The 26,124-nt window shown below is 46.7% G+C and carries 24 protein-coding genes; 5 read left to right on the top strand and 19 right to left on the bottom strand.

Annotation, left to right across the window (positions count from 1 at the left end):
• Window positions 1-52: 52 nt before the first annotated feature.
• The 13 genes from I3X05_RS11100 to yceD all read right to left on the bottom strand — a co-directional run bounded on the left by I3X05_RS11100 (window position 53) and on the right by yceD (window position 10,525).
• Window positions 53-820, bottom strand: a complete 768-nt coding sequence (locus tag I3X05_RS11100) for a TatD family hydrolase (RefSeq protein ID WP_045570770.1) — start codon at window positions 818-820, stop codon at window positions 53-55.
• Window positions 811-1,773 carry a DNA polymerase III subunit delta' gene (locus I3X05_RS11105; protein ID WP_045570771.1) on the bottom strand — a complete coding sequence of 321 codons (963 nt, stop codon included), beginning with the start codon at window positions 1,771-1,773 and terminating at the stop codon, window positions 811-813. Before I3X05_RS11105 ends, I3X05_RS11100 begins: the two co-directional genes overlap by 10 nt.
• A 2-nt stretch (window positions 1,774-1,775) precedes the next feature.
• The gene (tmk, locus tag I3X05_RS11110; RefSeq protein WP_045570772.1) at window positions 1,776-2,414 is read right to left on the bottom strand and encodes a dTMP kinase; all 639 of its coding nucleotides are present in this window, start codon (window positions 2,412-2,414) and stop codon (window positions 1,776-1,778) included.
• A complete protein-coding gene (gene mltG, locus I3X05_RS11115; RefSeq protein ID WP_045570773.1) occupies window positions 2,414-3,430 on the bottom strand; it encodes an endolytic transglycosylase MltG in 1,017 nt (338 codons plus the stop codon). Before mltG ends, tmk begins: the two co-directional genes overlap by 1 nt.
• Window positions 3,427-4,230, bottom strand: a complete 804-nt coding sequence (gene pabC / locus I3X05_RS11120) for an aminodeoxychorismate lyase (protein ID WP_045570774.1) — start codon at window positions 4,228-4,230, stop codon at window positions 3,427-3,429. The genes mltG and pabC overlap by 4 nt, the downstream gene beginning before the upstream one ends.
• An 80-nt stretch (window positions 4,231-4,310) precedes the next feature.
• Window positions 4,311-5,552, bottom strand: coding sequence for a beta-ketoacyl-ACP synthase II (fabF, locus tag I3X05_RS11125; protein WP_045570775.1), 1,242 nt, complete (start codon window positions 5,550-5,552; stop codon window positions 4,311-4,313).
• Window positions 5,553-5,643: 91 nt separating this feature from the next.
• A complete protein-coding gene (gene acpP, locus I3X05_RS11130) occupies window positions 5,644-5,880 on the bottom strand; it encodes an acyl carrier protein (RefSeq protein WP_039429816.1) in 237 nt (78 codons plus the stop codon).
• Between the two features lie 165 nt (window positions 5,881-6,045).
• Window positions 6,046-6,780, bottom strand: coding sequence for a 3-oxoacyl-ACP reductase FabG (gene fabG / locus I3X05_RS11135; RefSeq protein WP_045570831.1), 735 nt, complete (start codon window positions 6,778-6,780; stop codon window positions 6,046-6,048).
• Window positions 6,781-6,805: 25 nt separating this feature from the next.
• Window positions 6,806-7,729 (bottom strand): ACP S-malonyltransferase, encoded by a 924-nt coding sequence (fabD, locus tag I3X05_RS11140; protein WP_193157865.1) that lies wholly within the window; start codon window positions 7,727-7,729, stop codon window positions 6,806-6,808.
• Window positions 7,730-7,802: 73 nt separating this feature from the next.
• Window positions 7,803-8,753: a beta-ketoacyl-ACP synthase III gene (locus I3X05_RS11145; protein ID WP_045570777.1), complete on the bottom strand. Its 951-nt coding sequence runs from the start codon at window positions 8,751-8,753 to the stop codon at window positions 7,803-7,805.
• Between the two features lie 5 nt (window positions 8,754-8,758).
• Window positions 8,759-9,784: a phosphate acyltransferase PlsX gene (gene plsX / locus I3X05_RS11150; RefSeq protein ID WP_045570778.1), complete on the bottom strand. Its 1,026-nt coding sequence runs from the start codon at window positions 9,782-9,784 to the stop codon at window positions 8,759-8,761.
• Window positions 9,785-9,793: 9 nt separating this feature from the next.
• Entirely contained in the window at window positions 9,794-9,964 is a 171-nt protein-coding gene (rpmF, locus tag I3X05_RS11155; RefSeq protein WP_039429829.1) for a 50S ribosomal protein L32, read from the bottom strand.
• A 36-nt stretch (window positions 9,965-10,000) separates the two neighbouring features.
• Window positions 10,001-10,525: a 23S rRNA accumulation protein YceD gene (yceD, locus tag I3X05_RS11160; RefSeq protein WP_045570779.1), complete on the bottom strand. Its 525-nt coding sequence runs from the start codon at window positions 10,523-10,525 to the stop codon at window positions 10,001-10,003.
• Between the two features lie 149 nt (window positions 10,526-10,674).
• Here yceD and I3X05_RS11165 point away from each other — a divergent pair, with 149 nt between their 5' ends.
• The gene (locus tag I3X05_RS11165) at window positions 10,675-11,259 is read left to right on the top strand and encodes a Maf family protein (RefSeq protein ID WP_045570780.1); all 585 of its coding nucleotides are present in this window, start codon (window positions 10,675-10,677) and stop codon (window positions 11,257-11,259) included.
• A 20-nt stretch (window positions 11,260-11,279) separates the two neighbouring features.
• Here I3X05_RS11165 and rluC read toward each other — a convergent pair whose 3' ends face one another.
• Window positions 11,280-12,233 (bottom strand): 23S rRNA pseudouridine(955/2504/2580) synthase RluC, encoded by a 954-nt coding sequence (gene rluC, locus I3X05_RS11170; protein ID WP_045570781.1) that lies wholly within the window; start codon window positions 12,231-12,233, stop codon window positions 11,280-11,282.
• Window positions 12,234-12,831: 598 nt separating this feature from the next.
• On the opposite strand from rluC, the gene rne reads away from it, so the two are divergent.
• Entirely contained in the window at window positions 12,832-15,996 is a 3,165-nt protein-coding gene (gene rne / locus I3X05_RS11175; RefSeq protein WP_045570782.1) for a ribonuclease E, read from the top strand.
• Between the two features lie 57 nt (window positions 15,997-16,053).
• On the opposite strand, the gene I3X05_RS11180 is transcribed toward rne, so the two are convergent.
• Window positions 16,054-16,509 (bottom strand): low molecular weight protein-tyrosine-phosphatase, encoded by a 456-nt coding sequence (locus I3X05_RS11180; protein WP_193167630.1) that lies wholly within the window; start codon window positions 16,507-16,509, stop codon window positions 16,054-16,056.
• 176 nt (window positions 16,510-16,685) lie between these two features.
• Between I3X05_RS11180 and cobO the strand changes: the two genes are divergently transcribed.
• A complete protein-coding gene (gene cobO, locus I3X05_RS11185; RefSeq protein ID WP_045570784.1) occupies window positions 16,686-17,291 on the top strand; it encodes a cob(I)yrinic acid a,c-diamide adenosyltransferase in 606 nt (201 codons plus the stop codon).
• A gap of 78 nt (window positions 17,292-17,369) precedes the next feature.
• Here the strand turns inward: cobO and I3X05_RS11190 are convergent, their stop codons facing one another.
• The 3 genes from I3X05_RS11190 to apbC all read right to left on the bottom strand — a co-directional run bounded on the left by I3X05_RS11190 (window position 17,370) and on the right by apbC (window position 21,520).
• The gene (locus I3X05_RS11190) at window positions 17,370-19,478 is read right to left on the bottom strand and encodes an AsmA family protein (RefSeq protein ID WP_337970721.1); all 2,109 of its coding nucleotides are present in this window, start codon (window positions 19,476-19,478) and stop codon (window positions 17,370-17,372) included.
• 141 nt (window positions 19,479-19,619) lie between these two features.
• Window positions 19,620-20,261 carry a uridine kinase gene (gene udk, locus I3X05_RS11195; RefSeq protein ID WP_337970722.1) on the bottom strand — a complete coding sequence of 214 codons (642 nt, stop codon included), beginning with the start codon at window positions 20,259-20,261 and terminating at the stop codon, window positions 19,620-19,622.
• 182 nt (window positions 20,262-20,443) lie between these two features.
• The gene (gene apbC, locus I3X05_RS11200) at window positions 20,444-21,520 is read right to left on the bottom strand and encodes an iron-sulfur cluster carrier protein ApbC (RefSeq protein WP_193167627.1); all 1,077 of its coding nucleotides are present in this window, start codon (window positions 21,518-21,520) and stop codon (window positions 20,444-20,446) included.
• Between the two features lie 160 nt (window positions 21,521-21,680).
• On the opposite strand from apbC, the gene metG reads away from it, so the two are divergent.
• Both metG and I3X05_RS11210 read left to right on the top strand, forming a co-directional pair.
• Window positions 21,681-23,753, top strand: coding sequence for a methionine--tRNA ligase (metG, locus tag I3X05_RS11205; RefSeq protein ID WP_193167626.1), 2,073 nt, complete (start codon window positions 21,681-21,683; stop codon window positions 23,751-23,753).
• A 213-nt stretch (window positions 23,754-23,966) separates the two neighbouring features.
• Entirely contained in the window at window positions 23,967-24,773 is an 807-nt protein-coding gene (locus I3X05_RS11210) for a hypothetical protein (RefSeq protein WP_337970723.1), read from the top strand.
• 38 nt (window positions 24,774-24,811) lie between these two features.
• Here I3X05_RS11210 and fadR read toward each other — a convergent pair whose 3' ends face one another.
• Window positions 24,812-25,651 carry a fatty acid metabolism transcriptional regulator FadR gene (gene fadR / locus I3X05_RS11215; protein ID WP_039429858.1) on the bottom strand — a complete coding sequence of 280 codons (840 nt, stop codon included), beginning with the start codon at window positions 25,649-25,651 and terminating at the stop codon, window positions 24,812-24,814.
• Between the last annotated feature and the right edge of the window lie 473 nt (window positions 25,652-26,124).

Consider the following 26,124-nt stretch of genomic DNA (forward strand, 5'->3'; position numbering starts at 1 on the left):
ATAACGAAAAAAAAGAGAGCAAATGCTCTCTTTTTGAACAGCTTTTATATTTTTATCGCAAAAAAAGATCTCGGTAATTTTGGCTCGTTTTTTGCGCAACTTCCACTAATGAGATGCCCTTAAGCTGGGCAATGTATGCGGCAACCTCAACAACAAACGCTGGTTGATTCTCTTTACCTCGATGAGGAACCGGAGCCAAATAAGGTGCGTCGGTCTCAATCAGCAAGCGGTCTAATGGTAGGTTTTTGACCACATCCTTCAATTCGGTTGCTTGTCGAAACGTAACGATCCCTGAAATCGAAATGTAAAAGCCTAATTCCATAGCGGATTGAGCAAAAGGCATATCCTCAGTGAAGCAGTGAATAACGCCCCCACACTGCTCAGCTGCACCACTTTTTAAAATAGAGAGCGTATCTTCTCTCGCCTGTCTCGTATGGATAATCAGCGGCTTGTTGAGCTCTACGGCAAGTTCTACGTGCTGTTCAAAGCGAGTACGCTGCAGCGCTGCCGTTTCAGGTTGGTAATGGTAATCGAGCCCGGTTTCCCCTACGGCAACAACCTTCGGATGACTGGCGTACTCTTTTAGCGTGGCCAAACAAAAATCGCTTTCTACATCCAAAGGGTGGACGCCACACGAGGCGCGAACATTGTCAAACGGCTCAATCATCTCAAGCATTTTAGGGAAAGAATCCAAAGTCACACCCACCGAGAGAAGTTGGTCGACGTTGACTTGTTTTGCTTTGTTAATCACATCTGCAATATCCAGATGCAGGTCGTCATAGTTCAACTTGTCTAAATGACAATGAGAGTCTACAAACATAATGCCTCTCGGATTTCTATAATCCAGTTAGTAATAAGCAGTTCTTCATTCAAACCGGGAAACGTACGCAATTGTTGCATGAGTTGCGTGAGCGATTCCATAGCAGAATGCAAACGGATAAGTGGGCAGTGGCTCAATGCTTGACTGCCAAATAAGAGGTCTTGACTGTCTAAACGAAATGCCGCTTTTTGCGCATCAGATAATAGATACCACAGCCAAGTCAGATTTCTTTGCGAAGACGTTTGTATAAACGAAACCAACTCGGTGATATCGCCCCAAGGTTGGGTCAGCACACTGAGAAAAAGCGCCTCTAGCTTTTGATACTCAGCAAGCCCTCCGGCTTGCGCCATCGCTTTTGCTTGCAGTGGCGAATAATGACTGAGTTTAAGTAAGTCTTTTGCAACGTCCTTCACGCCCTGCTGACACAGCCATTCTACCGCGGTATTGAGATCTGGCGTCGTTACCGTCCATTGCTGACAGCGGCTGACAATCGTTGGCAACAAGCGCTTTTTATCCCGATTCACCAACAGAAAAAGACACTGTTCGCCTGATTCTTCCAACGTTTTCAACAGCGCGTTGGAGGCTGACTCATTCATTGCTTCGGCAGGTTCAATAATAAAAAGTCGGTAACCTCCCAACTGGGACGATTCCTGCGCTAAACGGTTACAATGGCGGATCTGTTCGACGCCAATCGCTTTTCCTTCCTTTTCAGGGAGAATACGATGGAGATCGGGATGATTATTGGATCTCACCAAGTCACAGCTATGGCAAAACCCGCAGGCCTGATCAGGGTAGGTTCTGCACAGCAAAGCGGCAGCAAACGCGTCCACTAAAACTTCGACACCTAAATCGGCATCACTTTGCAACAAAACCGCACCAGGTAGCCGCTGCGCAGCCATTGACGCTTGTAACCCGCGCCACACATTTTCTAGCCAAGGATACTCGTGTACCATCCTCAATCCTGTGTTTCCACTAACCATTTCTGCAGTACGGTGCGAATGTCCTGCGCAACCGCATCGATCGCTTGTTCTGCATTGATAATCACTACTGATGGATCCGCTTGGGCAATCTGCAAATAACGTTGACGTGTACGTTCGAAAAAGCTGATATCCATTTTCTCAATTCGATCAAGCTCCCCACGCCCTCTAGCACGTTCAAGACCCACTTTGGGTTCGATATCCATGTAAATGGTAAAATCTGGTTTGAATTCACCAAGCGCGGTATCACGCAGATTTTTCATCAATAGCGGAGAGATCTGACGCCCACCGCCCTGATACGCTTGTGATGACATATCATGTCTATCCCCCACCACCCATTGCCCTTGGGCAAGAGCAGGTTTGATCACGTTTTCCACCAGTTGCACACGTGCCGCATACAGCAGCAGCAACTCGGTCATATCGTGTAGATGCTCACCTGAGTGTTCTTCTTTAACCAAAGCACGTAACTTTTCTGCTAACGGGGTTCCACCGGGTTCTCTAGTCTGCACGACATCTTGAATACCAGCCGTACGAAGTACATCCAAAACGGTACTGATTGCAGTACTCTTCCCCGCGCCTTCTAATCCTTCTACGACGATAAATTTTGTCTTGTTCATTATTTTTTTCTTAATTCTCGTAAATATGCACGTACTGCGCTGTTGTGCTCTGCCAATGTTTTCGAGAAAACGTGTCCTCCTTTCCCACTGGCAACAAAGTATAAGTAGTGGCTATTTTTTTCTGGATTTAATGCCGCTTGAATAGAGGATTCACCCGCCATCGCAATCGGCGTTGGTGGTAAGCCATTGATCACATAAGTATTGTACGGTGTCGGCGTGCGAAGATCTTTCTTGCGGATATTCCCGTCGTAGCGTTCCCCCAAGCCATAAATGACCGTCGGATCGGTTTGTAAACGCATACCTTTATTCAAGCGATTGATAAAGACTGAGGCAATTCGCTCGCGTTCGTCGTCGATCGCCGTCTCTTTTTCAATGATAGAAGCCAAAATAAGCGCTTCATAAGCGGATTGCAGTGGCAACTTCTCCTGACGACTCTGCCAATGCTTGTCGAGTATTTTATTTAGTTTACTATGCGCTCGTTTTAACAGCTCAATATCCGATGTTCCCATGGTGTAGTGGTAGGTTTCGGCTAAAAACAGTCCTTCCAGCTTGCTATAAGGCACATCTAACTGCGTGGCGATCTCCTCTTCACTTAATCCCTCAAGCTTGTGGATCAAGTACGGCTCATTGGCGATCTGTTCAATCCACTCTTTAAACTGGCTTCCTTCCACAAAAGTGATACTAAACTGATGCTCCTTGCCTTCGTTAAAGAGCACCAACACATCATAGAGCGACATCTCTGGCCGTATTTGATAAGTACCCGCTTTAATCTGCGTCAACTCAGGATAGAGTTTCGGTAGCAGACGGGCAAAGGGGGTGTCGTCTATCCATTGCTTATCTTGAAGCAAGATCAGCGCGCGGCTAAATCCGCTGCCTGCTGGGACTGTGATAATTTGCGCTTGTTCGATGTTCACCGGCAGTTCAACGTATTGCTTGATCTGCGATAATACATACTGGCTGCCCACCGCGATGACGATGGCAGCAACAATAATTACGGCTAATAACTTCTTAATCACGAGCAGAAAATTCCTTGAAAGTATCGTGTCATCTCACCAATCGGCATATTGCGCTCTTGTATGCGGGTAACCGGCGCTACACCGAGCAAAGAGTTACAAACAAACACTTCGTTTGCATCAAGTAGCTGTGCTATCTGCGCATCAATCACATTGACTGGCATGCTGTCATGCTGTGCTTGAGCGAGGATCAAGCGGCGCATAATGCCTGCCACACCACTTTGCGACACATCACTGGTGTACAAAACCGATTCTTTGAACCAAAAAAGATTGGCCATTGTAGTTTCAATAACATGATTTTGCACATTTAAGGTGACGCCGTCTTGATAGCCTTGCTTTTCCATCTCCGCTTTACACAAAATCTGTTCCAAACGGTTGTTATGTTTGTGTCCGGCAAGTAACGGATTAATACCTAAACGGGTTTGACACACCCCAAGTTGCAAGCCTGTTTGTTGCAAAGCGGCATAATGCGGCGGATAGGAAGCACTTGAGATCGTTACGAGTGGCTGCGTGACCTCGGAAAAACTGTACCCTCGCCCACCAAGCCCCCGACTAATATGCAGTTTAAGCACCGCTTTTTCATCGGCAAGTACCGCTAAGTCTAGCCACTGTTTCACTTGTAACCAGTCGGGAATAGGAATATGTAATACGCTTAAACACGCCTGCATGCGTTCAATATGTAAAGGCCAGTGCTCAATATGGCCATATCGGCTCAACATAGTGGTGAAGCATCCGTCACCATATTGAAATGAACGGTCGGTAAGCGAAACCATCTCACTTGGTACACCATTTACCCAAAACATTTCAGCATCCCTAAAAAACAAAAACGGCTCAATGCTAAGCATCGAGCCGTTTAAATACAAGTTTCTAAACTCTAAAGCACTTAGATTTTCTTAAAGATCAGAGAACCGTTAGTACCACCGAAGCCGAAAGAGTTACAGATGGCGTACTCCATCTCCACTTTTTGTGCAACATGCGGTACGAGGTCGATGTCCAGCCCATCTTCTGGGTTATCCAGGTTGATGGTTGGTGGAACAATCTGATCGACCAATGACATCACCGTGATGATAGCCTCAACCGAGCCTGCGGCGCCTAAAAGGTGCCCAGTCATTGACTTAGTTGAAGAAACTTTAACTTGCTTCGCGCCTTCTTCACCAAGAGCACGCTTAACGCCCTTAATTTCTGCCACATCACCAGCAGGTGTTGATGTGCCATGAGCATTCACGTAGCCAACTTGTGTGCCGACAATACCAGCATCGCGCATTGCCGCTTCCATCGCCAGTGCTCCGCCAGAACCATCTTCACTCGGAGACGTCATGTGGTAAGCATCGCCAGACATACCAAAGCCAACCAGCTCAGCGTAAATCTTCGCGCCACGCGCTTTAGCGTGTTCATACTCTTCCAAAACCATGATGCCAGCACCGTCACCCAGAACAAAACCGTCTCGGTCTTTGTCCCAAGGGCGAGACGCTTTCTGTGGCTCATCATTACGGGTAGATAACGCTTTCGCAGCGCCAAAACCTGCCATACCAAGCGGAGTTGAGGCTTTCTCAGCACCACCAGCGACCATAGCGTCGGCGTCACCGTAAGCGATCATACGCGCAGCGTGACCAATATTGTGCAAGCCTGTAGTACAAGCAGTAGAAATAGCGATATTCGGGCCACGCAAGCCACGCATAATAGACAAGTTACCCGCAACCATGTTGACGATGGTTGAAGGAACGAAGAATGGACTCACTTTACGTGGGCCTTTCTCGACTAGAGCGGTATGGCCAGTTTCAATTAAATCCAGGCCACCGATGCCAGAACCAATTGCCACACCAACACGATGTGCATTCTGTTCGTTGATTTCCAGACCTGAGTCATCCAGAGCCTGAATGCCTGCGGCGATGCCGTACTGGATAAACAAATCCATTTTACGAGCGTCTTTTTTAGACATGTACTCTTCGCAATTGAAGTCTTTCACCAGACCTGCGAAACGGGTAGAAAAATTAGTTGTATCGAAATGATCGATATTGACGATACCACTTTTGCCTTCCAGCAGGGCTTTCCATGAATCTGCTACAGTGTTGCCGACCGGTGACAACATACCCATGCCAGTGACAACTACACGACGCTTGGACACGATATAATTCTCCGGGAATTGAGTTTCTATGGGAGGATAGAAGAAGTTGGAAAAAACACAGGCGGTCTAGGTGACCGCCTGGGAGAGACTATTACTCTGCGTTAGCAGTCACGTAGTCGATAGCAGCTTGAACAGTTGTGATCTTTTCAGCTTCTTCGTCTGGAATCTCAGTGTCGAATTCTTCTTCTAGTGCCATTACTAGCTCAACGGTGTCTAGAGAATCCGCGCCTAGGTCATCTACGAAAGAAGCTTCGTTTTTCACTTCAGACTCGTCAACACCTAGTTGTTCAACAATGATTTTCTTTACGCGTTCTTCGAGGTTGCTCATTTTTCTTTTCCTTTACAGAGTTCGCTTTATGCGATGTTTTCCGTAGTTTATTCAATCTATTAAAAGTTGCAAGGCTAACTTTTCTGGTCAAACCACAATTTACGCGATTTTAACCGATTTTCATTACATATTTGACCTAAATCATGCACAGATGCTGCACAAAATTTAAACCATATACATGCCGCCATTCACATGAAGTGTTTCGCCAGTGATGTAAGCCGCCGCTGGCGACGCCAAAAATACCACAGCTTCAGCAATTTCACGAGGATCACCAAGGCGACCTGCTGGTACATTCGCCAAAGTGACGGCACGTTGTTCATCATTAAGCGCACGAGTCATGTCGGTTTCGATAAAACCAGGGGCAACCGTGTTCACTGTCACACCACGCGATGCCACTTCACGTGCAAGAGACTTGGTAAAGCCGATTACACCTGCTTTAGCGGCTGCGTAGTTTGCCTGGCCTGCGTTACCCATAGTGCCAACAACAGAGCCGATGTTGATAATGCGACCATCACGCTTTTTCATCATGCCACGCATAACCGCTTTTGACAGGCGGAAGATAGACGTTAAGTTAGTGTCAAGAATGTCACTCCATTCGTCATCTTTCATGCGCATTAACAGATTATCACGTGTGATGCCTGCATTATTGATCAAAATATCAATCGCGCCGAACTCATCGTTGATGGCCTTTATTGTAGCCTCAATTGACTCAGCTTGGGTGACATTTAACGCAAAACCTTTGCCATTTTCGCCTAAATATTCAGAAATGGCGGCTGCGCCACTTTCTGATGTGGCTGTACCGATGACGGTTGCACCGCGTTCAACCAAGGTTTCCGCAATCGCGCGACCAATACCACGGCTAGCACCTGTCACAAGGGCAACTTTGCCACTTAAATTCAATAAGTCTGTCATTGGTTTTTCCTTATTATTTTACAGCGTCCAGCGAAGCAATATCGTTCACTGCGGCCGCTTCTAGAGACTTAACAATGCGTTTGGTCAAACCGGTTAATACTTTACCAGGACCCATTTCAAATAATTTCTCGACCCCCTGATGACTCATTAGTTCCACGCTTTCGGTCCAACGAACTGGGCTGTAAAGCTGGCGAACAAGGGCATCTTTGATCTTCACCGGGTCGGTTTCTGCAACCACATCTACGTTATTAATAACAGGAAGCTGCGGGGTATTAAATTCGATAGATTCTAGAGCAATCGCCAGTTTGTCTGCTGCAGGCTTCATCAATGCGCAGTGTGATGGTACTGAAACTGGCAGTGGAAGTGCACGCTTGGCCCCCGCTTCTTTACACAGCACGCCCGCACGCTCGACGGCATCTTTACTACCTGCAATCACAACTTGACCAGGAGAGTTAAAGTTAACTGGTGATACTACATCGCCTTGAGCCGCTTCAGTACATGCTTTTGCTATAGCGTCATCGTCTAAACCGATAATCGCGTACATCGCACCCGTACCCGCTGGAACCGCTTCTTGCATCAATTGCCCACGCAGTTCAACCAGTTTGATCGCTTGTTTAAAGTCGATAACACCCGCACAGACCAACGCTGAATACTCGCCTAGGCTGTGACCCGCCAAGTTTGCAGGTTGCGCCAAACCTAATTGTTGCCACACGCGCCAAATCGCGACAGATGAGCTCAGCAAAGCAGGCTGAGTACGAAAAGTTTGATTGAGATCTTCCGCAGGGCCATTTTGCACTAAAGACCAAAGGTCATAACCAAGCGCTTCTGAGGCTTGCGCAAAAGTCTCTTTTACGATGTCGTATTGTTCGCCAAGTTCAGCAAGCATACCTACAGCTTGTGAGCCCTGACCTGGGAATACAATAGCAAACTTGCTCATAGTAATTTTCCTTAACCAAAGCAAAATAAGGGGAAGTCGTTACAAATTAACGACTTTAATATGAAATTCTTAATTAAAAGCGTACTAGGGCCGAACCCCAAGTGAAACCACCACCAAAAGCCTCGAGCAATAATGTCTGACCACGCTTAATGCGGCCATCACGTACCGCTTCATCTAATGCTGTCGGGACCGTGGCGGCAGAGGTATTCCCGTGGCGATCTAGGGTAATAACCACTTGATCCAAAGACATCGAAAGCTTTTTCGCGGTCGCAGAAATAATGCGATAGTTTGCTTGATGCGGAACCAACCAGTCGAGTTCAGATTTGTGCATGCCATTAGCATCCAGGGTATCTTTCACCAGCTTAGACAGTTGCGTCACTGCCACCTTAAATACCTCATTGCCCGCCATGTGCAGCCATTTATCGGCATCTTTACCGCGCTCAGGTACTTCTAAGCTAAGAAGATCACCAAACTCACCATCCGCGTAGATGTGAGTAGATAGAATACCCGGCTCTTCGCTTGCACCAATGACAACCGCACCAGCGCCGTCACCAAAGAGAATAATGGTTGAACGGTCGGTCGGATCACACGTTTTTGACAGCGCGTCTGAACCCACCACGAGGACATTCTTGCACATCCCTGTTTTGATATGCTGATCGGCGACCGATAGTGCATAAATAAAACCAGAACAGGCGGCGGCGAGATCAAATGCTGCACAGCCTTTAATGCCAAGCTTTGCCTGAACCTGACACGCAGATGAAGGGAAAGTATGGCTACCGCTAGTCGTCGCGACAATGATGAGATCAATGTCATGTTTATCGATGCCGGCCATCTCAATGGCATTTTCAGCAGCATAGAAACCCATATCCGCAACGGTTTCGTTTTCTGCCGCAATACGGCGTTCTTTGATGCCTGTACGAGTCACAATCCACTCGTCACTCGTCTCTACCATTTTCTCGAGATCAGCGTTGGTGCGGATCTGAGATGGCAAGTAGCTGCCAGTACCTAAAATTTTGCTATACATGAAGACTAATAATGCCTCTCGAGTAAAACCGCTTCCAAACGATCGCTTATCCGGCTTGGTACTTGTCGTTTGACCTCGTGTACTGCTTCGCCTATGGCGTTAACAACCGCAGATACATCAGCACTTCCATGACTTTTAATGACAATGCCGCGCAATCCTAACAAACTTGCACCGTTATACTGGTCGGGGTTCAGTGTTTTTAATTCATAAAATAGCCCAGAAAGCAGTTTTTTGGCTATCCAACCCTTTATAGACGAAGTCGCCATGCTATTTTTTATTTTTTCGATAAAGAGCTGAGCGGTGCCTTCACTCGCTTTAAGACAGACGTTGCCGACAAAGCCATCACAGACAATCACGTCGGCCACATTCTGCAGAATCTGATTTCCCTCAATAAAGCCGACAAAATTAACCGCGTCGGTTTGGGAAAGCAATTCGGCACAACGTTTGACCACATCATTACCTTTAATCTCTTCAACACCCACATTTAATACCGCCACTTTGGGGATACGGTTAAGGTGTTCTTCGGCGAGCGCTGCTCCCATTACCGCAAACTGAAATAAGCTGTCGGCATCACAAGAAACGTTCGCCCCTAAGTCAAGCATCCAACTGCGGCCAGCGGACACGGTGGGTAATGCAGACACTAATGCAGGTCTGTCGATTCCTGGCAGTAATTTGAGAATAAAACGAGATAAGGCCATCAAGGCGCCAGTATTGCCACCACTGACACAGGCATCCGCTTTGGCATCCGAAACCAGTTCAATCGCCAAACGCATCGAACTGTCTTGACTGTTACGCAGTGCCAGAGAAGGTTTTTCCGAGTTGGAGATTACACGACTGCAATGCTGGATAGTCAGACGAGAGTCAGGTTTATAACCTAATCGGGAAAGTTGAGTTGTGATCAAAGGTTGATCACCTGTGAGAATCACTTTTAGCTCTGGGAAATGAGACAGTGCCTGCACGGCGGCAGGCACTGTGACGCGAGGACCAAAATCCCCGCCCATTGCATCAAGTGCAACGGTAATACTTTGCAAAGGTCAACCTTACTTGTTGATAACCTTTTTGCCACGGTAGTAACCTTCAGCGGTTACGTTGTGGCGTAGGTGCGTTTCACCAGAAGTCGCGTCTACAGATAGAGCTGCTGTAGTTAGCGCATCGTGAGAACGACGCATACCACGTCTTGAACGTGTTTTACGGTTTTGTTGTACGGCCATTGACCCTACTCCTATGTTATGGGTTCAGCGTAAAGCTTATCGCTTTAAGCTTTTTAAAACATCGAACGGATTTGGTTTACCTTCCTCAATTTCTTCAGGAATATCGCCAAATACCATGTTATTTGAATTAACGCTGCAATCCGCTTCATCGTGCATGGCAATTTGAGGTAATTCTAGAATGAACTCGTCTTCAACCAATTGAATGAGATCGACCTCTCCATATTCGTTAAGATCTACCAAATCGTAACATTCTGGAGCATCTTGCTCACTTTTCTCACTGTAGTAAGGAGTATAAGTGAACCCTACTTCACAATAATGTGTGAATGACTCATTACAACGTTGACACTCTAAATCGACTTCGATGTTAGCTTTACCAGAGATAACAACGAGTCGCTGTTCATCTATCTCAAATGACAAATAGACTTCTGCGTCGCGTTTTACGCCTTCGGTCATTTCAGCAAGACGCTTAAACAGACTGGCTTGGATGATACCATCGTAATCCAATCTTTTTTGAGCAGCCTTCGCCGGATCCACCGTTCGCGGTATTTTTACCTTTTGCATAGGGCGCGAATATTATCTTCCAAATAGAAATTAGTCAAAGAAAAAGGCAAAAAATTTGTACTTTTTTGCGCTTGTCATACAGAGCATTAGCAAGGGTCGGTTTTGATCCGTTATGCTAGGAAAAATGCTCTGCCAAATTGTAAATTAAAATGAAAAATTACCAACTAGTTTTAGCGTCTACCTCGCCATTTCGCCAGCAACTGCTTGAAAAACTGTCGCTGCCCTTTACGACCCAATCGCCAATTTGTGATGAGACGCCTTTGCCAAGCGAATCTCCTCAAGATCTGGTTTTACGATTGGCACAGACCAAAGCGGAATCTTGTGCACTGACCCAACCAAGCTTAGTCATTGGCAGCGATCAGGTCTGCGTAATTGGTGGAGAAATTGTTGGCAAGCCACTCTCCGGAGAGCAGGCTATACAGCAACTACTCTCACAAAGTGGTAAAAGCATTGATTTCTATACCGGTTTAGCCGTATTTAACAGCCAAACTGGACAAACGCTGAGCAAGCTAGATACCTTTCGTGTCCACTTTCGCCAACTTTCCCAAGCACAAATTGAATACTATGTCGATGTAGAGCAACCTTTTTACTGCGCTGGCAGTTTCAAAAGTGAAGGATTAGGCATTGCGCTGTTTGAACGATTAGAGGGCAAAGATCCCAACACTTTGATCGGGCTGCCTCTCATTGATCTGGTCGATATACTGGAAAAACACGGATGTAAAGTACTGGGATAATCAGAATAAAGGGATGACCATCATCCCTTTTTCTCACTTCGAAGAGAGGCTAACACCGCCTCTAGCTGCTCACCCATCGGCGCGTTAATCTCCATTGACGCTTCGGTAGCTGGGTGCACAAAACGTATGTTGGCCGCATGCAAAAACAGACGGTCTAACCCATGTTGACCTGTGTAAGCATCAAATCGACGATCACCATATCGATCGTCCCACGCAATAGGGTGGCCGCTGTACTGTGTGTGGACACGAATTTGATGCGTTCTCCCGGTAATCGGACTCGCTTGCACTAACGTCGCTTGGGTAAACTTTTCAAGCACGCTAAAGCGCGTTTCAGAAGGTTTACCATTCGGATTAACGCGAACAATGCTATTCACTTCGTTCTTCAACAGTGGCGCGTTGACCACCTTGCAGCTGTTTTTCCACTCACCCATCACCAACGCGAAATAATATTTCTTAACTGTTTTTTCACGAAACTGCGCTTGCAAATGTCGCAATGCAGAGCGCTTTTTAGCCACGAGCAAGATTCCGGAGGTGTCACGGTCAATACGATGCACTAGCTCTAAAAAACGCGCTTCCGGTCTTAACGCTCGTAGCGCTTCAATCGCACCAAATTTTAAACCGCTACCACCGTGTACCGCCGTGCCAGAGGGTTTATTGAGGATCAGCAGATGATCGTCTTCGAAGATAATCTGCTGCTCAAGCTCTGCTACTCGATTGAGTTTGGTGCTCGGTGCGACTTCTGGTGTTTTTTCTTCCACCGTTAGGGGTGGAATACGTACCACGTCGCCAGCTTGCAGCTTATACTCTGCTTTGATGCGCTTTTTGTTTACTCGGACTTCGCCCTTACGCACGATTCGATAAATCATGCTTTTAGGGACATCTTTTAATTGGTTACGCAAGAAATTATCAATGCGTTGACCAGCCATATCCTCATCGATTTCGACGGATTGGACTTTAGTTCTGATTTCGTTCATGGCGCTATTGTAAACGTAAACGGGCTTAAGTTCACAGAGTCTTTCTTTTCCCTTAACGACAAAATTTACCTATCTGCGCCATAAGGTTCGTTCTCGCTTTGCTCTCCCAACAACAAAGTTACCCACAGGTTACTAATCACCCACCAATTGTTTATAAAGCCAACAGTGGCAATAGGTAAAATTGAACTCAAACTAAAAACTTGCAACGTTTGCGTCAAAGGCGATTGCTGATACTCCGCCGCACTGTTATAGTTCACGACTGCGAAGGTAGGTCCGGTTGATTACTTGTATATAACCGACCGTTTGTCCACAAGCACACCGAGTAGTTTGTTGACGTTTGAATGCTGCAATTGGCGTAAGACATCTCAACATCAACATAACTGTCACACTACTCATCGCACACTCATGTTGAGTAATTACCGATATTGATACGGCTCACAGGCAACCTATGTTGTTTGTGATGACTGACGTGCCCTAGAGCATCCCCCTCCAGCCGGGAGGCTGCAATCTGTAAACCACGGGATCAGGCACCATGAGATAGCGAACTTTGTGACAGAGACAAAAGACAACAAAAGATAAAGACAACGAGAAATTTTCAATGAAAAGAATGTTAATTAACGCAACTCAAAAAGAAGAGTTGCGTGTCGCTTTGGTTGATGGCCAACGACTTTACGATTTGGATATCGAAAGTCCTGGGCATGAATCGAAGAAAGCAAATATCTACAAAGGGCGTATCACACGCGTTGAACCAAGCTTAGAAGCCGCATTCGTCGATTACGGTGCTGAGCGACACGGTTTCCTTCCTCTCAAAGAAATTGCCAAAGAATACTTCCCAGATGGTTATACCTACCAAGGCCGTCCGAGCATTAAAGAAGTGCTAAGAGAAGGTCAGGAAGTAATTGTACAGATTGAGAAAGAAGAACGTGGGAGTAAAGGCGCTGCTTTGACAACGTTTATCTCTTTGGCAGGCAGCTACTTAGTGTTGATGCCAAACAACCCTCGTGCAGGTGGTATTTCTCGCCGTATCGAAGGTGACGAGAGAACCGATCTCAAAACGGCCTTAAGCACACTCGAACTACCGCAAGGAATGGGCTTGATTGTCCGCACCGCAGGGGTAGGCAAAAGTGCAGAAGAACTTGAGTGGGACCTAAATGTACTACTCAATCATTGGGCGGCAATTAAAGACGCTTCTGAATCAAATCCAGCGCCGTTTCTGATCCACCAAGAGAGTAACGTCATTGTTCGTGCTATCCGCGACTATTTGCGTCGCGATATCGGTGAGATCTTAATCGACAGCAACACCATTTTTGAACGCGCCAAAGAGCACATTCAGTTGGTTCGTCCAGACTTTATCAGCCGTGTGAAGAAATACGATGGTGAAGTGCCGCTTTTCAGTCACTATCAGATTGAAAGCCAGATTGAGTCCGCGTTCCAACGTGAAGTTCGTCTTCCTTCTGGTGGTTCTATCGTTATTGACCCAACCGAAGCATTGACCTCGATTGATATCAACTCTGCGCGTGCGACCAAAGGCGGCGACATCGAAGAAACCGCTCTAAACACCAACTTGGAAGCGGCAGACGAAATCGCTCGCCAGCTGCGTCTGCGTGACTTAGGTGGTCTGGTGGTGATCGATTTCATCGACATGACTCCTGTGCGTCACCAACGCGAAGTGGAAAACCGCCTGCGAGAAGCGGTACGTCTTGATCGTGCACGTGTACAAATTGGCCGCATTTCACGCTTTGGTCTGCTCGAAATGTCGCGTCAGCGCTTGAGTCCTTCTTTAGCAGAAGCTAGCCATCACATCTGTCCTCGTTGTAGTGGTACCGGTGTCGTTCGCGACAACGAATCTCTAGCGCTTTCTGTTTTGCGTTTAATTGAAGAAGAAGCACTGAAAGACAATACCGCCCAAGTATTGGCTGTGGTACCTGTACCGATCGCTTCTTACCTGTTGAACGAAAAACGTCGCTCAGTGAACCACATTGAACGCATCCAAGAAGTCAAGATCACTGTCGTGCCGAACTCCGACATGGAAACACCGCACTTTGAGGTGATCCGTGTACGTGAAGGCGAAGAGGTGGATCTGCTTTCCTACTTGCTACCGAAGAAATTGGAAGCGATAAAAGAAGCGGAAGGAAAAGAGAGTTCAGAAACAGAATTCAAGCCGAAACGCATTGAAGAACCTGTTTTGAAAGGTTTCGCATCTACTGCGCAATCTGCTCCTGCGCCAAAACCAGCACCGCAAGTAAAAGAAGTGGAAGCTCAACCTCAGCCACAGCAGCCAGGCTTGTTGAGTCGCTTCTTTAGTGCACTGGGTAACTTTCTGTTTGGCTCTGCTCAAGACAAAGCTGAGGCAGAAAAACAGCAGACGCAAAACGAAGGCGAAAAAGACGACAAACGTCAGAAACGTGAACATCACGATCGTAATGATCGCCGTCGTAACAGTCGTGAGCCTCGTGAAAACCGAGAGCCTCGTGACAACAAACGTCGCCGTAAACCACGCGACGAGAGTGCGACAGTAGAACCCGCTCAAGATGAAAGCGCTAAGCCGCGCCAACAACAAAAGCGTAAGCCGAAAGCGGCTCCGGTGAAAGCAGAAGCACCTGTAGAAAACAAAGCGAACCCCAAAGTCGCGGAAAAAGGTTTACAGCTTGCTTCAGAAGCACAAGGGGCACAGAAGCAGGATTCTGTTAAAGCAAATGTGAAGGCAGAGAAAGTTAAAGAGCGTCGTCAGCGTCGTAAACTGAACAAATCTGTACGCGTAAAAGATCAGGTTCAAGACGAAACGGTAGAAGAAAACGTATTGGCTGCGACGCCTGTGCTGGAGCAAAACGAAGGTTTCGTTGCTACGCCAGTTGAAACTGCGGTTCAAATCGTTGCAAACATTGATACTGACAGTGTCGATGAGCAAGACGAAGATAAAGAGGCGAAACCACGCCGCAATCGTCGTTCGCCACGTCATCTTCGTGCCAGTGGGCAACGTCGTCGCCGTGGTCGTGACCGCCGTCCAAATCCTTTCCGCCTGCGTAAAGGTGGCGTTGCATCACCAGAAATGGCGATGGGTAAAGTGATGCCGCGCTATATTCCAAAACCGGTTGCGAAAAAAGAGCAAGTCGCGAAAGAGCCTGTGACAGAAACCATCGTCGAATCAGCAGTGATTTTGCAAGGTGGTGTTGCTTGTCCTGAACTCGCTATGGGTAAAGTCATTGTTCGACGTGACGCAGATGAGCAGCAAACGTCTGACACTATCCAGCACAACCAAGCGGCTGTTGAAGTCATTGAGCAAGTGACAACGCCTGTCGATGCACAAGAAGCTGTCATTGTGGCAGAAGACTCTTTCGTTGCAGCAAAGGAACCTACATCACAAGCAGACGTGGAAGTTGTAAGCGAATCAGCTCAAGAAACGGCTGAACAGGTTTCGGTTGCCGTTGAAGAAACGGTTGATGAAACTAATGCTGAAGTGACGACCCTAGAAGCGACTTCTTCTAAAGTAGAAAGCAAAGAGGACTCGGCAGAGAATCTGGTCAAAGTCGAAGCACCGGTACAGGCAACTCAGCCCAAGCTGGAAAAGCGAGCGGTGAGTGCGCTATCTAAGCCACATGCCTTTGCGCCGATGACCAAAGCGCCTGGTCCACAGGAGCTGCGTGAGATTACCGTCGTCGCAGCCGCGTTCCGCTCTGAGCGTTATGTTCAACGCGGTGCAGGCAGTCAGGTGGCAACAAGCCAAGCTTCTGCTGAAATGGCAAAACCTGGATTGACAAACTAACCCGACCTCTCTAACTCAAAGGGCTACTAAACAGTAGCCCTTTCGCTATTTGAGCTTCTAGTTCTTGCACTTTTCCAAGATGGCATCTGCCGCTTGTTCAATCAGATCCAGCACCTGCTCAAACCCTGCATCACCACCATAGTAGGGATCAGGGATCTCATCATGCTCGCAAGAGCAATGGTTCAAAAAGAGCGAAATCTTATGCTGGTACTGCGCAGGGCAAATCGCCAAAAGATCGTTGAGATTTGCCTTATCTGCCGCCAAGACCATATCAAAGTACGCAAAATCCTCTCCTCTCACTTGCCGCGCTCGAATTCCTTGGAACGAGTAGCCTCTTTTCTCTCCAGCGCATCGAGAACGATGGTCTGGCTGCGATCCTCTGTGATAGTCAATCGTCCCCGCTGAATCAATTTCTACCTCCATACCCAGATTCATTGCTTTAGCGCGCAGTACCGCTTCAGCCGTCGGAGAGCGGCAAATATTTCCCATACACACAACCAATAGTTTTTTCATCACTTCATCCTTGGTAATCGCCTTCTTTCAAACTCCGACTCTAGCAAGTGACAACATTTTTCTAAAGAAATTGCTTTTTAGCGTGCATCATTTCTATTTAACCCTAATGATTACAAGTACTTTGTAGTTAGGTTTTCCGTTACTATGGCGAAAAGGTAAATATTATTGGAGTTGATATGCACTCGGAAGAGAACAAAGAGAGTCGCCACAAGGAACGACAACAGAAAATTAAACAGCAAGTCGATGCCAAAATCGCCGCCGCCCAGGAAGAAAAAGGCTTGCTACTAGTGATCACAGGCAATGGCAAAGGCAAATCAACCTCTGGTTTTGGGACGATCGCTCGCGCAGTTGGGCACGGCAAAAAATGCGCAGTGGCGCAATTTATTAAAGGAACCTGGGACAATGGCGAACGCAATTTGCTGGAAAAACTAGGCGTTGAGTTTCAAGTCATGGCGACCGGTTTCACTTGGGAAACCCAGAACAAAGAGACGGATACCCAAGCCGCACAGCAAGTTTGGCAAGAGTGCAAGCGCATGCTCAAAGATGAATCACTTGACGTACTTCTTTTTGACGAACTCACCTACATGGTCAGCTATGGTTATATTGATTTAGATGATGTGGTGGATGCGCTAGCACAGCGTCCTCAAATGCAATCGGTGGTAATCACCGGTCGCGGTGCACATCGCACTCTGATCGAAATGGCGGACACTGTCTCTGAAGTGAGAAACGTGAAACACGCTTTCGAATCCGGTATCAAAGCATTGAAAGGGGTTGATTGGTAGCCTTTTCCTCGGCACACATCGTTTGCAATAAGGGCGACCATCAAGTCGCCCTTATTGCATTTAGTTTACTTATTGCGTTTAGTTGAACAGTCCTTTTAACAATCCATCCACCGCTTGCTTGGTTTTTTCATCTTTGATCTTATCGGTCAACTTCTCGACTCCGCGGTCGATCTCTTTCTGCGCTTTCTGCTTGAGCACATCGTCAAACACTAGCTTGAATTTAGGGTCGGCCCATTTACCGGAAATATTGATGGGGATCGTAACATCGCGCAGCTCGTCGATATCCTTACCGCCCTGACCTTCTAACGTGCCAACAATGGAAGTACTGACCGTAAAATCAACCGTTTGATCGATGTAGTTTGCTTCTCCTTTACCACGAATACGCAGTAACGGAGATTGCATGTGCAGATTGTCGGTCGACACATTGCCTTTATTGAGCTTTAACGTAGCACTCATCGAGCTGAAATCGGTTTTTTGCACACCTTGCTTTTCATCCAACTTTTGCCCTTTAAATTTCGCGTAATTTTCACGAATCAACTGGGCAACGTTGATGCCATTGACAGCACCATCAGCAAAATTGATCGTCGCGGTGCCCACTAAGTTCTTCTGAATACCACTTGGTGTCAAACTGCTACCCTGCACATCAATGTTGATGTCGCCAGTGCCTTCCAACTTGTCATTTTGTGCCACGTCCACCAGCAGTGGCTGCACTTGGACATCTTTTATGCGCTTTTTCACACTATAGGTGGCTGGTGATCGACGTGCATCCAGTTTCGCGCTGGCGTTGATAGAGCCTTGATACAGATTGGCATCAAAGCGATCTAAGGTCGCAATACCACGGTTCACCGTGAACTTGGTGATGACATTTTGCAGCTTGGCATTATTGGCTTTGAACTTATCAATACTCACTTGACCAATCACATCCAACGTTTTTAACGCGCTCAGATCAGGCTCAACTTCGTTGTTTGCCTCTGGATGCGCGTCTTTGTCATTGCTGCTGTTTGTGCTTGCCGTTTCTTGCGACGGCTGCGTTAGGCCGAGAAACTCATCGAGATCAATCTCTAGGCTGTGCAGCGAAAAACGCACTTTCGGAATCTCAGCTAACGTCACACCGGCTTTACCGTCTAATGCAATAGCGTTGGCGGTCAGTTTATTCAGCACAAGCGATAGATGGCTGCGCGGCACATCAAAGGTCACTTCAGAGCTCATTGCCACCTTCATTGGCGATTGAGGCAGTGATTCCCCATTGAGTTGCGATTCCAACAGGAATGTCTTCACCATCACGGTGCTGATGGCAGCATCCACATGCAACTGCGCCGAGCCATTGGCCGAAAGATCCATACCGGATGCTTGGCCTTTGATTGCAAATGTCAGTGCGTTGTCTTTATCAAACTCGAATGTGTTCAGCACCAACTTGATGCTATCCATCTTCGTGGCTGGATCGCTAAACTGGCTGTTCAGCTCGATATTGCGCAGAGCATAAGAAGAGAAGTCTTGCGCCAAGTGAAACTCAAGCTTACCGTTTGCGCTGAACTGTTGCTGGTTGTTTTTTCCTTTGGCTGAAAACTCCGCTTTGGTCCATTGCTCAAAGGCAAACTCTGAAAGTGAGAAATTCACATCATAGAGTTCAAGTGAAGTACCCGCTTGTCTATCTTGGTTAACGAGTTTGGCATTGCTCACCGAGATCCCGGCTAGCTCAATACGCCAGTCTGCCGCCGCGCCAGCTTGCTGTGGAGCATCCGTGGCGGGCTCCGAGATCACCTCTTGCGGAGCCGTCTCTTGCTGCGCTTTCTGCTGCTGAGTCAACGCATCAATATTCTTTTGCCCATCTTTACGCGTCTCTAAATGAAATTCCGCACCATCAAGGCGAACATCACCAATCTGCAAGACTTTATCAAGCAGAGGCATCACCGAGATATCGATCCCAACGTTCTCAACTTTAAATAAGTTTTCTTGAGAAAAGCCCTGAGGATTCTTTAACTCCGTTTTGCCTAGAGAAAAACCAACCGAAGGGAAAAATTGCCATTCAATGTCGCCTTCAATCACCAACGCTAAACCCGTTTGCTTGGCTACTTGTTCGGTGATCAACGGTCTAAATTGATTGGGATTCACTAAGGTCACTAACGCTATCACCGCAATCACGACAACCGCGATAGACGCAGCCAAAATAAGGAACAGTTTTTTCATATGCGTATTCCTTTGCATGCAAGAGTTGAGACAAGAACAGAGAAAACACCTATTTTGCGCGGTTCTTGCTCCAAAAAAGAAAGTGGCACTTAAAGTGCCACTTTCTTAAATAAAAATAAAGCTCGCTGACAAGACAATGACTTAAGCTTTCAAAAGTTTTGCAATGTGCGCTTTCAGTACATCAATCGCAATGCGGTTTTTACCACCACGAGGAACGATGATATCAGCGTACTGTTTTGAAGGCTCAATAAACTGCATAAACATTGGGCGCACAGTATGCTGGTACTGTTTCAGGACCGATTCCATGGTACGGCCGCGCTCTTCCACATCACGCTTCACACGACGCAGCAAACAGATATCCAGTGGCGTATCCATAAAGACGGTCGCGTGCATTAAGTCGCGCAAACGCGGATCGGTCAAAAGCAAGATGCCTTCCAGGATGATCACTTTTTTCGGCGTCATTGTGGTGGTATTAGCCGTGCGGGTATGTTCGGTATAGCTGTACTCAGGGACTTCAACCGCTTCACCTCGGGTGAGCTTTTCTAGGTGCTCGCAAAGCAGATCGTGGTCGAGCGCGCTCGGGTGGTCGTAGTTAGTTTTAACGCGTTCTTCCATGCTCAAATGGCTTTGGTCATTGTAGTAGCAATCTTCCGTAATCACACCGATTTGATGGTCGCCTACTTTGGCACGAAGTTCATTATAGATCGTGCTGGCAATCAGACTTTTTCCAGAAGCTGACGCGCCCGCAATACCGACGATGACGCATTGATTATTCTCAGACATTAGTTGCACCCGATGATGATTTTGTAGCAGTAGGAATAGATAAACCGCCTGATTATAGGGAGTTCATCCTTTAGATACTAGTCGCTTTTCCTGCTTTAACGCCCTTTTCTCCGGCAGCGGAGAACAAAAGACCAAGCAAACGATTACTTGGTCTTTTTTTCATCTGAAATCGATGGGCTTATTTAATCAAGCCGGGTGTAGAGAATGGTCTCTGGCTTTGCCTTTCCTTGCCAGTACAATGCACTGCATATACGCTCCGCAAGCTGGTAATAACGCTGTGCATGTTCACTTTCTGGTCGCCGACAAACCGTTGGCACACCAGCGTCAATGTCTTCGCGCATCTCAATATGCAGTGGGATCTGACTTAGCAGGGCCAGTCCATACTCTTTGGCCATTTCTTCACCACCACCATGGCCGAAAATCGCCTCTTGGGCCCCGCAGTGGCGGCAAATATGGTAACTCATGTTCTCAACCACACCGAGCACCGGAACACCCACTTTACGAAACATGGCGGCCCCTTTGCGCGCATCCGCCAACGCGAGATCTTGCGGCGTGGTGACGATAACACTGCCTGTCACTGGCACTTGCTGTGATAAAGTCAGTTGAATATCACCGGTACCGGGAGGCATATCGATGACCAAATAGTCGAGATCCGGCCACTGACTTTCATTGAGCAATTGCGCTAGCGCTTTGGAAGCCATCGGCCCACGCCAAATAGCGGCTTCTTTTTGATCGACTAAGTAACCGATTGAGTTGGTATAGATGCCATGCGCCAGCACAGGTTGCATCCATTTTCCCTGCTCGACGTCTGGCTTTTTATTTAGTGTGCCGAGCATTAGCGGCAAAGACGGACCATAGATATCAGCATCAAGCAACCCCACTTTTGCGCCACTGGCCGCTATCGCCAGTGCCAAATTAACCGCCGTAGTAGATTTGCCCACACCGCCTTTGGCGGAGGTAACCGCGATGATGTTTTTTATTCCACTTACAGCGTGAGCAACTGACGTTTCCATCGCTTTGACTCGCTGCTCAATGGTGAACCCCACCTTAGCCGCCTCGCCGCTTGCTTGCTGCTGCACTATCCAACTCGTCAACGCTTCGATCAACGATTTGGCAGCAAAAGGCAGCGTGATGTGCAGCCCACCGTCGGCTTTTACATTCACCACACCGTGCATATCTGCCCACTGCGGTATCAAAGCCCAATGTTCGAACTGATTAAGCCAATAAGAGAAATCTTGTTTTGAAGTGAATTGACGCATATCGCCTCCTCTGTTGACTGCATCCTACCACCGAGTAAAGCACGACTGAACCCCAAAAAAACCAGGTGATTATCCTCTGTCACACCTTGGACTTACCGATTTACTGAGTTAGTATTATCAATCAAATTTTTATACCTATCGAGAAAAGCGAATATTAAGTATGGCAAACGATCCAAGAAACTTTCCCTCAAGGAAATTGCTGGTAACTTGTGCCCTTCCGTACGCTAACGGTTCGATCCACCTTGGTCATATGCTTGAGCATATCCAAGCGGACATTTGGGTTCGTTACCAACGCCTACGCGGCAACATTGTAAATTTCATCTGTGCTGACGATGCTCACGGCACGCCAATCATGCTTAAAGCTCAACAGATGGGTATGTCGCCAGAAGAGATGATCGCTGCGGTCAACGTGGAGCACCAGAAGGACTTTGCTGGCTTTGATATCAGCTTTGATAACTACCACAGCACGCATTCAGACGAGAACCGTGAGCTGGCTTCGCACATTTATCTGCAACTGAAGAAAAATGGCTTTATCTCTAGCCGTACTATTTCTCAGTTGTTCGACCCTGAAAAAGAGATGTTCCTACCGGATCGTTTCGTTAAAGGGACGTGCCCGAAATGTAAGTCAGAAGACCAATACGGCGACAACTGTGATGCTTGTGGCGAAACGTACAGCCCAACCGAACTGATTAACCCGAAATCAGCGGTATCAGGCGCAACACCAGTAATGAAAGATTCCGAACACTTCTTCTTCGACCTGCCTCAGTTTGAAAGCATGCTCAAAGAGTGGACACGTTCTGGCTCTCTACAAACTGAAACCGCCAACAAAATGCAAGAGTGGTTTGAGTCGGGCCTGCAGCAGTGGGATATCTCCCGTGACGCACCTTACTTTGGTTTTGAAATCCCGGGCGAAAAAGACAAATTCTTCTATGTTTGGCTAGATGCACCTATCGGCTACATGGGTTCATTCAAAAACCTGTGTGATAAGCGTGACGATCTAGACTTCGATGAATACTGGAACAAAGACAGCAAAACGGAACTGTACCATTTCATCGGTAAAGACATCGTTTACTTCCACAGCCTATTCTGGCCAGCAATGCTAGACGGTTCTGGTTTCCGTAAGCCAAACAACGTTTTTGTTCATGGCTACGTTACGGTCAACGGCGCGAAGATGTCTAAGTCTAAAGGGACATTCGTGAAAGCGAGTACCTACCTTGAGCATCTTGATCCTGAGTGCCTACGTTACTACTACGCAGCAAAACTGAACAGCCGCATTGACGACCTAGATCTTAACCTTGAAGACTTTACTCAGCGCGTCAACGCTGACGTAGTAAACAAGATCGTTAACCTAGCATCGCGTAACGCTGGTTTCATTGCCAAGCGCTTTGAAGGCAAGCTCGCTGAAAACTTCGTCGAGCCAGAGCTTTACAACGAATTTGTTGCCGCTGCAGACCGTATCGCTGAACTTTACGAAACACGTGAGTTTGGTCGCGCGATTCGTGAAATTACCGCTCTCGCTGACAAAGCAAACCAGTACGTTGATGAGAAAGCACCTTGGGTTGTGGCAAAGGAAGAAGGCAAAGATCAAGAGCTACAAGAGATTTGTTCTGTTGGTATTAACCTATTCCGCGTTCTCATGACCTACTTGAAACCTGTGATGCCAGCACTAGCGGCGCGAACAGAAGCGTTCTTAAATCAAGAACTAACGTGGGAAGGCATTGCTCTGCCATTAACGGCACACGAAATCACAGCATTCAAAGCGCTGTTTAATCGTATCGATCCGAAAAACATCGAAGCCATGATCGAAGCGTCAAAAGAAGATGCCGCGGCCGAAATGGCAGCGAAAGAGAAAGCTGAAGCCGCAAAAAATGCGCAAGAGAGTGAGTTGAGCAAAGATCCGATTGCCGCCGAGATCGAATTTGACGATTTCGCCAAAGTTGACCTCCGTATCGCTAAAATCGTTTCTTGTGAATCCGTACCAAAAGCGGACAAACTGCTGAAATTCCAGTTAGATATTGGTGGCGAAATGCGTCAAGTTTTCTCTGGTATTAAAGCCGCTTACAACCCCGAGGATCTGGTTGGTAAATACACCGTTGTGGTTGCTAACCTGAAGCCACGTAAGATGAAGTTTGGCATGTCGGAAGGCATGATCCTTGCCGCCGGCCCTGGTGGAAAAGATCTCTGGATCCTTGAACCGCATGAAGGCGCGCAGCCTGGCATGCGTGTGATGTAACCAGCAGTCAACGATTTACTTATCTCCAAGCCTCGCAGTTAAAAACGCGAGGCTTTTTTTGTGTCCTATTTCACACTTTTGGTGATAGCTGCACCAAATTGGCACAGTGATTTTCACTAACAAAATCTAACCATTTGAATTTAAACAATTAATATTCTGGCATTAAACCTGCTCTACCCCTTTGTGGCTAGGAACGCATACAAGGAGTAAGTTATGTTTGTTTTACTGTCATCGTTATTGTCTATCGCCATTTTAGGTTCACTCTTCTACTTTTCACAAAAGCGTGAAAACCGTTACATGCAGAAGTATCAAATCCTTAGTACATTGAGAGAAGTGGTGCACTTAACACGACAACATCGCTCTGCAGCACATTTGAGCTTGCTCTACAAACAGCCTCACAGTAGCGAGATTAAGCACATTCAGGAAGAAGTGTTGTTGCGTTGTCAGATGTTGATCGATCTCACTGCGATAGACAGCAAGCCTTTGTATCGCATCCTATTGAATCAATACACGTTTCTTTTTAACAATTGGCAGGAAAACAGCGTAGCAAAAAGTCAATTTCACCATGGCAAGTTGATCCGTCATACACTCTACCTAATTGATGAAGTGACTGTCAGCTGGTTGGCCGAGTCAGAACGCGATGAACTGAGTGATGAGTACCACGGCCATTGGCAGATTGTGATTGAAAGTCTTGAAGCATTGACACAGCTGCGCATCTCTATCCAAGACATTCAAGATGAGCAAGGGCTAACGCGATTTCGTCATAATGCAGACAGGATGGTTAGAAGGCTCAATCAATTAGCGCTTATAAGTCCTTTGAGTATTGCCTCTCCGGCAGGGATGGAAATCACTCGTGTCTTAGAGGCATATGTGGAATCGGCGGAGAGCCGTCCGATAAAGACTGAACTTTATGAGCTGACCAGTCAAATTTCGGCGGCCATTTTTACCAGTTATGACGCGATGTTAGATGAGATCATTGAGAGTGTTTACCTGCCACTGCCCAAACTTTCCATCGCCTAAAAGAAAACCGCCGATTTGGCGGTTTTCTCTATCAGCTTCTAAGCATCGTCTTCCGTGAAATTGGTCGGCAACTGCTTTTTCATCTCGTTCCAAATCATCGCACTTTCAATGCCATATTGACGAATAAGGCCTGGTAACTGTTCACGTTGACCTGACTCGCAGATCTGTAGCAACTGGCGATAAAATTTCAGAGCAAGTGCACGCGAAGTCGGATTGGAAAAATAGAAGCTTCCAACACGATCATACAGTTTTCTTAAACCGTTAAAGATGAGGCCGTAGATTTGGTTCCCAGAGTGAAACGCCAAACGTTGAAAAAGCATGTAGTCGTAAAAATTGAATGTCTTCGCCACCAGAATTTCCTGACGCTTGACTTCATCTTTCTCATTGTCTTCTTTTACATTTTGTTGAATTTTGTCGGCATAAGGAGACGATGACAAAAATGCATCCCACGATGGCGCTTCAAGCAATTGTTCGCAAGAGTCAATTACATTCCTGATGGTTCGCTCAGAGCTCTCTTTATTCACTTTGAATGCATAACGCATAAAAATAGGGCTGATGTTAGTGCGCGCCGCCAGAAGATCTTCCACGATGTTAGTAGCGTTATCGACATCAAGCGTCATCAAAGTGTCTAGAATATGTAGACCAGATGTTTCCATAAACTGGTTTACTTTGGTTGGTTTACCATGCTGAATAGTCAACCAACCATCACGAGCCAATCGCTGCAATACTTCACGCAGTGTTGTTCTGGTTACTCCAATCAATTCAGAGAGCTCACGCTCAGCAGGTAAAATAGAACCTGGTGGAAAGCGACCATTCCAGATGCTTTCAATAATATACTTCTCTGCAAAGCCCGCTGGGCTCTTTGCCTTAATAACCATTATATTTTGTTATCCAGTTTTTGTTTTGGCGTCTTCAATGGCACTCATCATACCACTACTTATTCAATAGCGAAAATTTCCTAACAATAAATGAAACCAAACTGCAATATTGAATATTTACTCTAATACCAAATGGGTACAGAAAGTCTAGGAAATGGTTGAAGAGTGGCAAAAATGACAATTTATGGCTATCGAACCACGCACAAACCCAGAGTAAATAAAGGGTCATTTGTCACAATTTTTCATTGTAAAATTGCAATTTAAAATTGAGTCAATCATCTAGAACCCTATCTTAATTAGTCTTTTTTCTCCTTTGAACGTCAATTATGATGATAAGAGAACTTTTGCATACTTTTCATGATATACTTGTGCTACTTCGATCGCGTTTTATGAAACAAAGTCGCTATTTGTCAATCTGAAGGGGATTTCTTATTGACTAAGTGTTACTTAATAGTAGAGTTGCGGGCGAAAAA

The organism is Vibrio navarrensis, assembly GCF_015767675.1.
In the GTDB taxonomy this organism is placed as follows: Bacteria; Pseudomonadota; Gammaproteobacteria; order Enterobacterales; family Vibrionaceae; genus Vibrio.

Excerpts from the sequence above, each read along its gene's own strand:
- I3X05_RS11100 (WP_045570770.1), bottom strand. The coding sequence starts at position 820 with ATGTTTGTAGACTCTCATTGTCATTTAGACAAGTTGAACTATGACGAC.
- I3X05_RS11105 (WP_045570771.1), bottom strand. The coding sequence starts at position 1,773 with ATGGTACACGAGTATCCTTGGCTAGAAAATGTGTGGCGCGGGTTACAA.
- tmk (WP_045570772.1), bottom strand. The coding sequence starts at position 2,414 with ATGAACAAGACAAAATTTATCGTCGTAGAAGGATTAGAAGGCGCGGGG.
- pabC (WP_045570774.1), bottom strand. The coding sequence starts at position 4,230 with ATGTTTTGGGTAAATGGTGTACCAAGTGAGATGGTTTCGCTTACCGAC.
- acpP (WP_039429816.1), bottom strand. The coding sequence starts at position 5,880 with ATGAGCAACCTCGAAGAACGCGTAAAGAAAATCATTGTTGAACAACTA.
- fabD (WP_193157865.1), bottom strand. The coding sequence starts at position 7,729 with ATGAGCAAGTTTGCTATTGTATTCCCAGGTCAGGGCTCACAAGCTGTA.
- I3X05_RS11145 (WP_045570777.1), bottom strand. The coding sequence starts at position 8,753 with ATGTATAGCAAAATTTTAGGTACTGGCAGCTACTTGCCATCTCAGATC.
- rpmF (WP_039429829.1), bottom strand. The coding sequence starts at position 9,964 with ATGGCCGTACAACAAAACCGTAAAACACGTTCAAGACGTGGTATGCGT.
- yceD (WP_045570779.1), bottom strand. The coding sequence starts at position 10,525 with ATGCAAAAGGTAAAAATACCGCGAACGGTGGATCCGGCGAAGGCTGCT.
- I3X05_RS11165 (WP_045570780.1), top strand. The coding sequence starts at position 10,675 with ATGAAAAATTACCAACTAGTTTTAGCGTCTACCTCGCCATTTCGCCAG.
- rluC (WP_045570781.1), bottom strand. The coding sequence starts at position 12,233 with ATGAACGAAATCAGAACTAAAGTCCAATCCGTCGAAATCGATGAGGAT.
- rne (WP_045570782.1), top strand. The coding sequence starts at position 12,832 with ATGAAAAGAATGTTAATTAACGCAACTCAAAAAGAAGAGTTGCGTGTC.
- I3X05_RS11180 (WP_193167630.1), bottom strand. The coding sequence starts at position 16,509 with ATGAAAAAACTATTGGTTGTGTGTATGGGAAATATTTGCCGCTCTCCG.
- cobO (WP_045570784.1), top strand. The coding sequence starts at position 16,686 with ATGCACTCGGAAGAGAACAAAGAGAGTCGCCACAAGGAACGACAACAG.
- I3X05_RS11190 (WP_337970721.1), bottom strand. The coding sequence starts at position 19,478 with ATGAAAAAACTGTTCCTTATTTTGGCTGCGTCTATCGCGGTTGTCGTG.
- udk (WP_337970722.1), bottom strand. The coding sequence starts at position 20,261 with ATGTCTGAGAATAATCAATGCGTCATCGTCGGTATTGCGGGCGCGTCA.
- apbC (WP_193167627.1), bottom strand. The coding sequence starts at position 21,520 with ATGCGTCAATTCACTTCAAAACAAGATTTCTCTTATTGGCTTAATCAG.
- metG (WP_193167626.1), top strand. The coding sequence starts at position 21,681 with ATGGCAAACGATCCAAGAAACTTTCCCTCAAGGAAATTGCTGGTAACT.
- I3X05_RS11210 (WP_337970723.1), top strand. The coding sequence starts at position 23,967 with ATGTTTGTTTTACTGTCATCGTTATTGTCTATCGCCATTTTAGGTTCA.
- fadR (WP_039429858.1), bottom strand. The coding sequence starts at position 25,651 with ATGGTTATTAAGGCAAAGAGCCCAGCGGGCTTTGCAGAGAAGTATATT.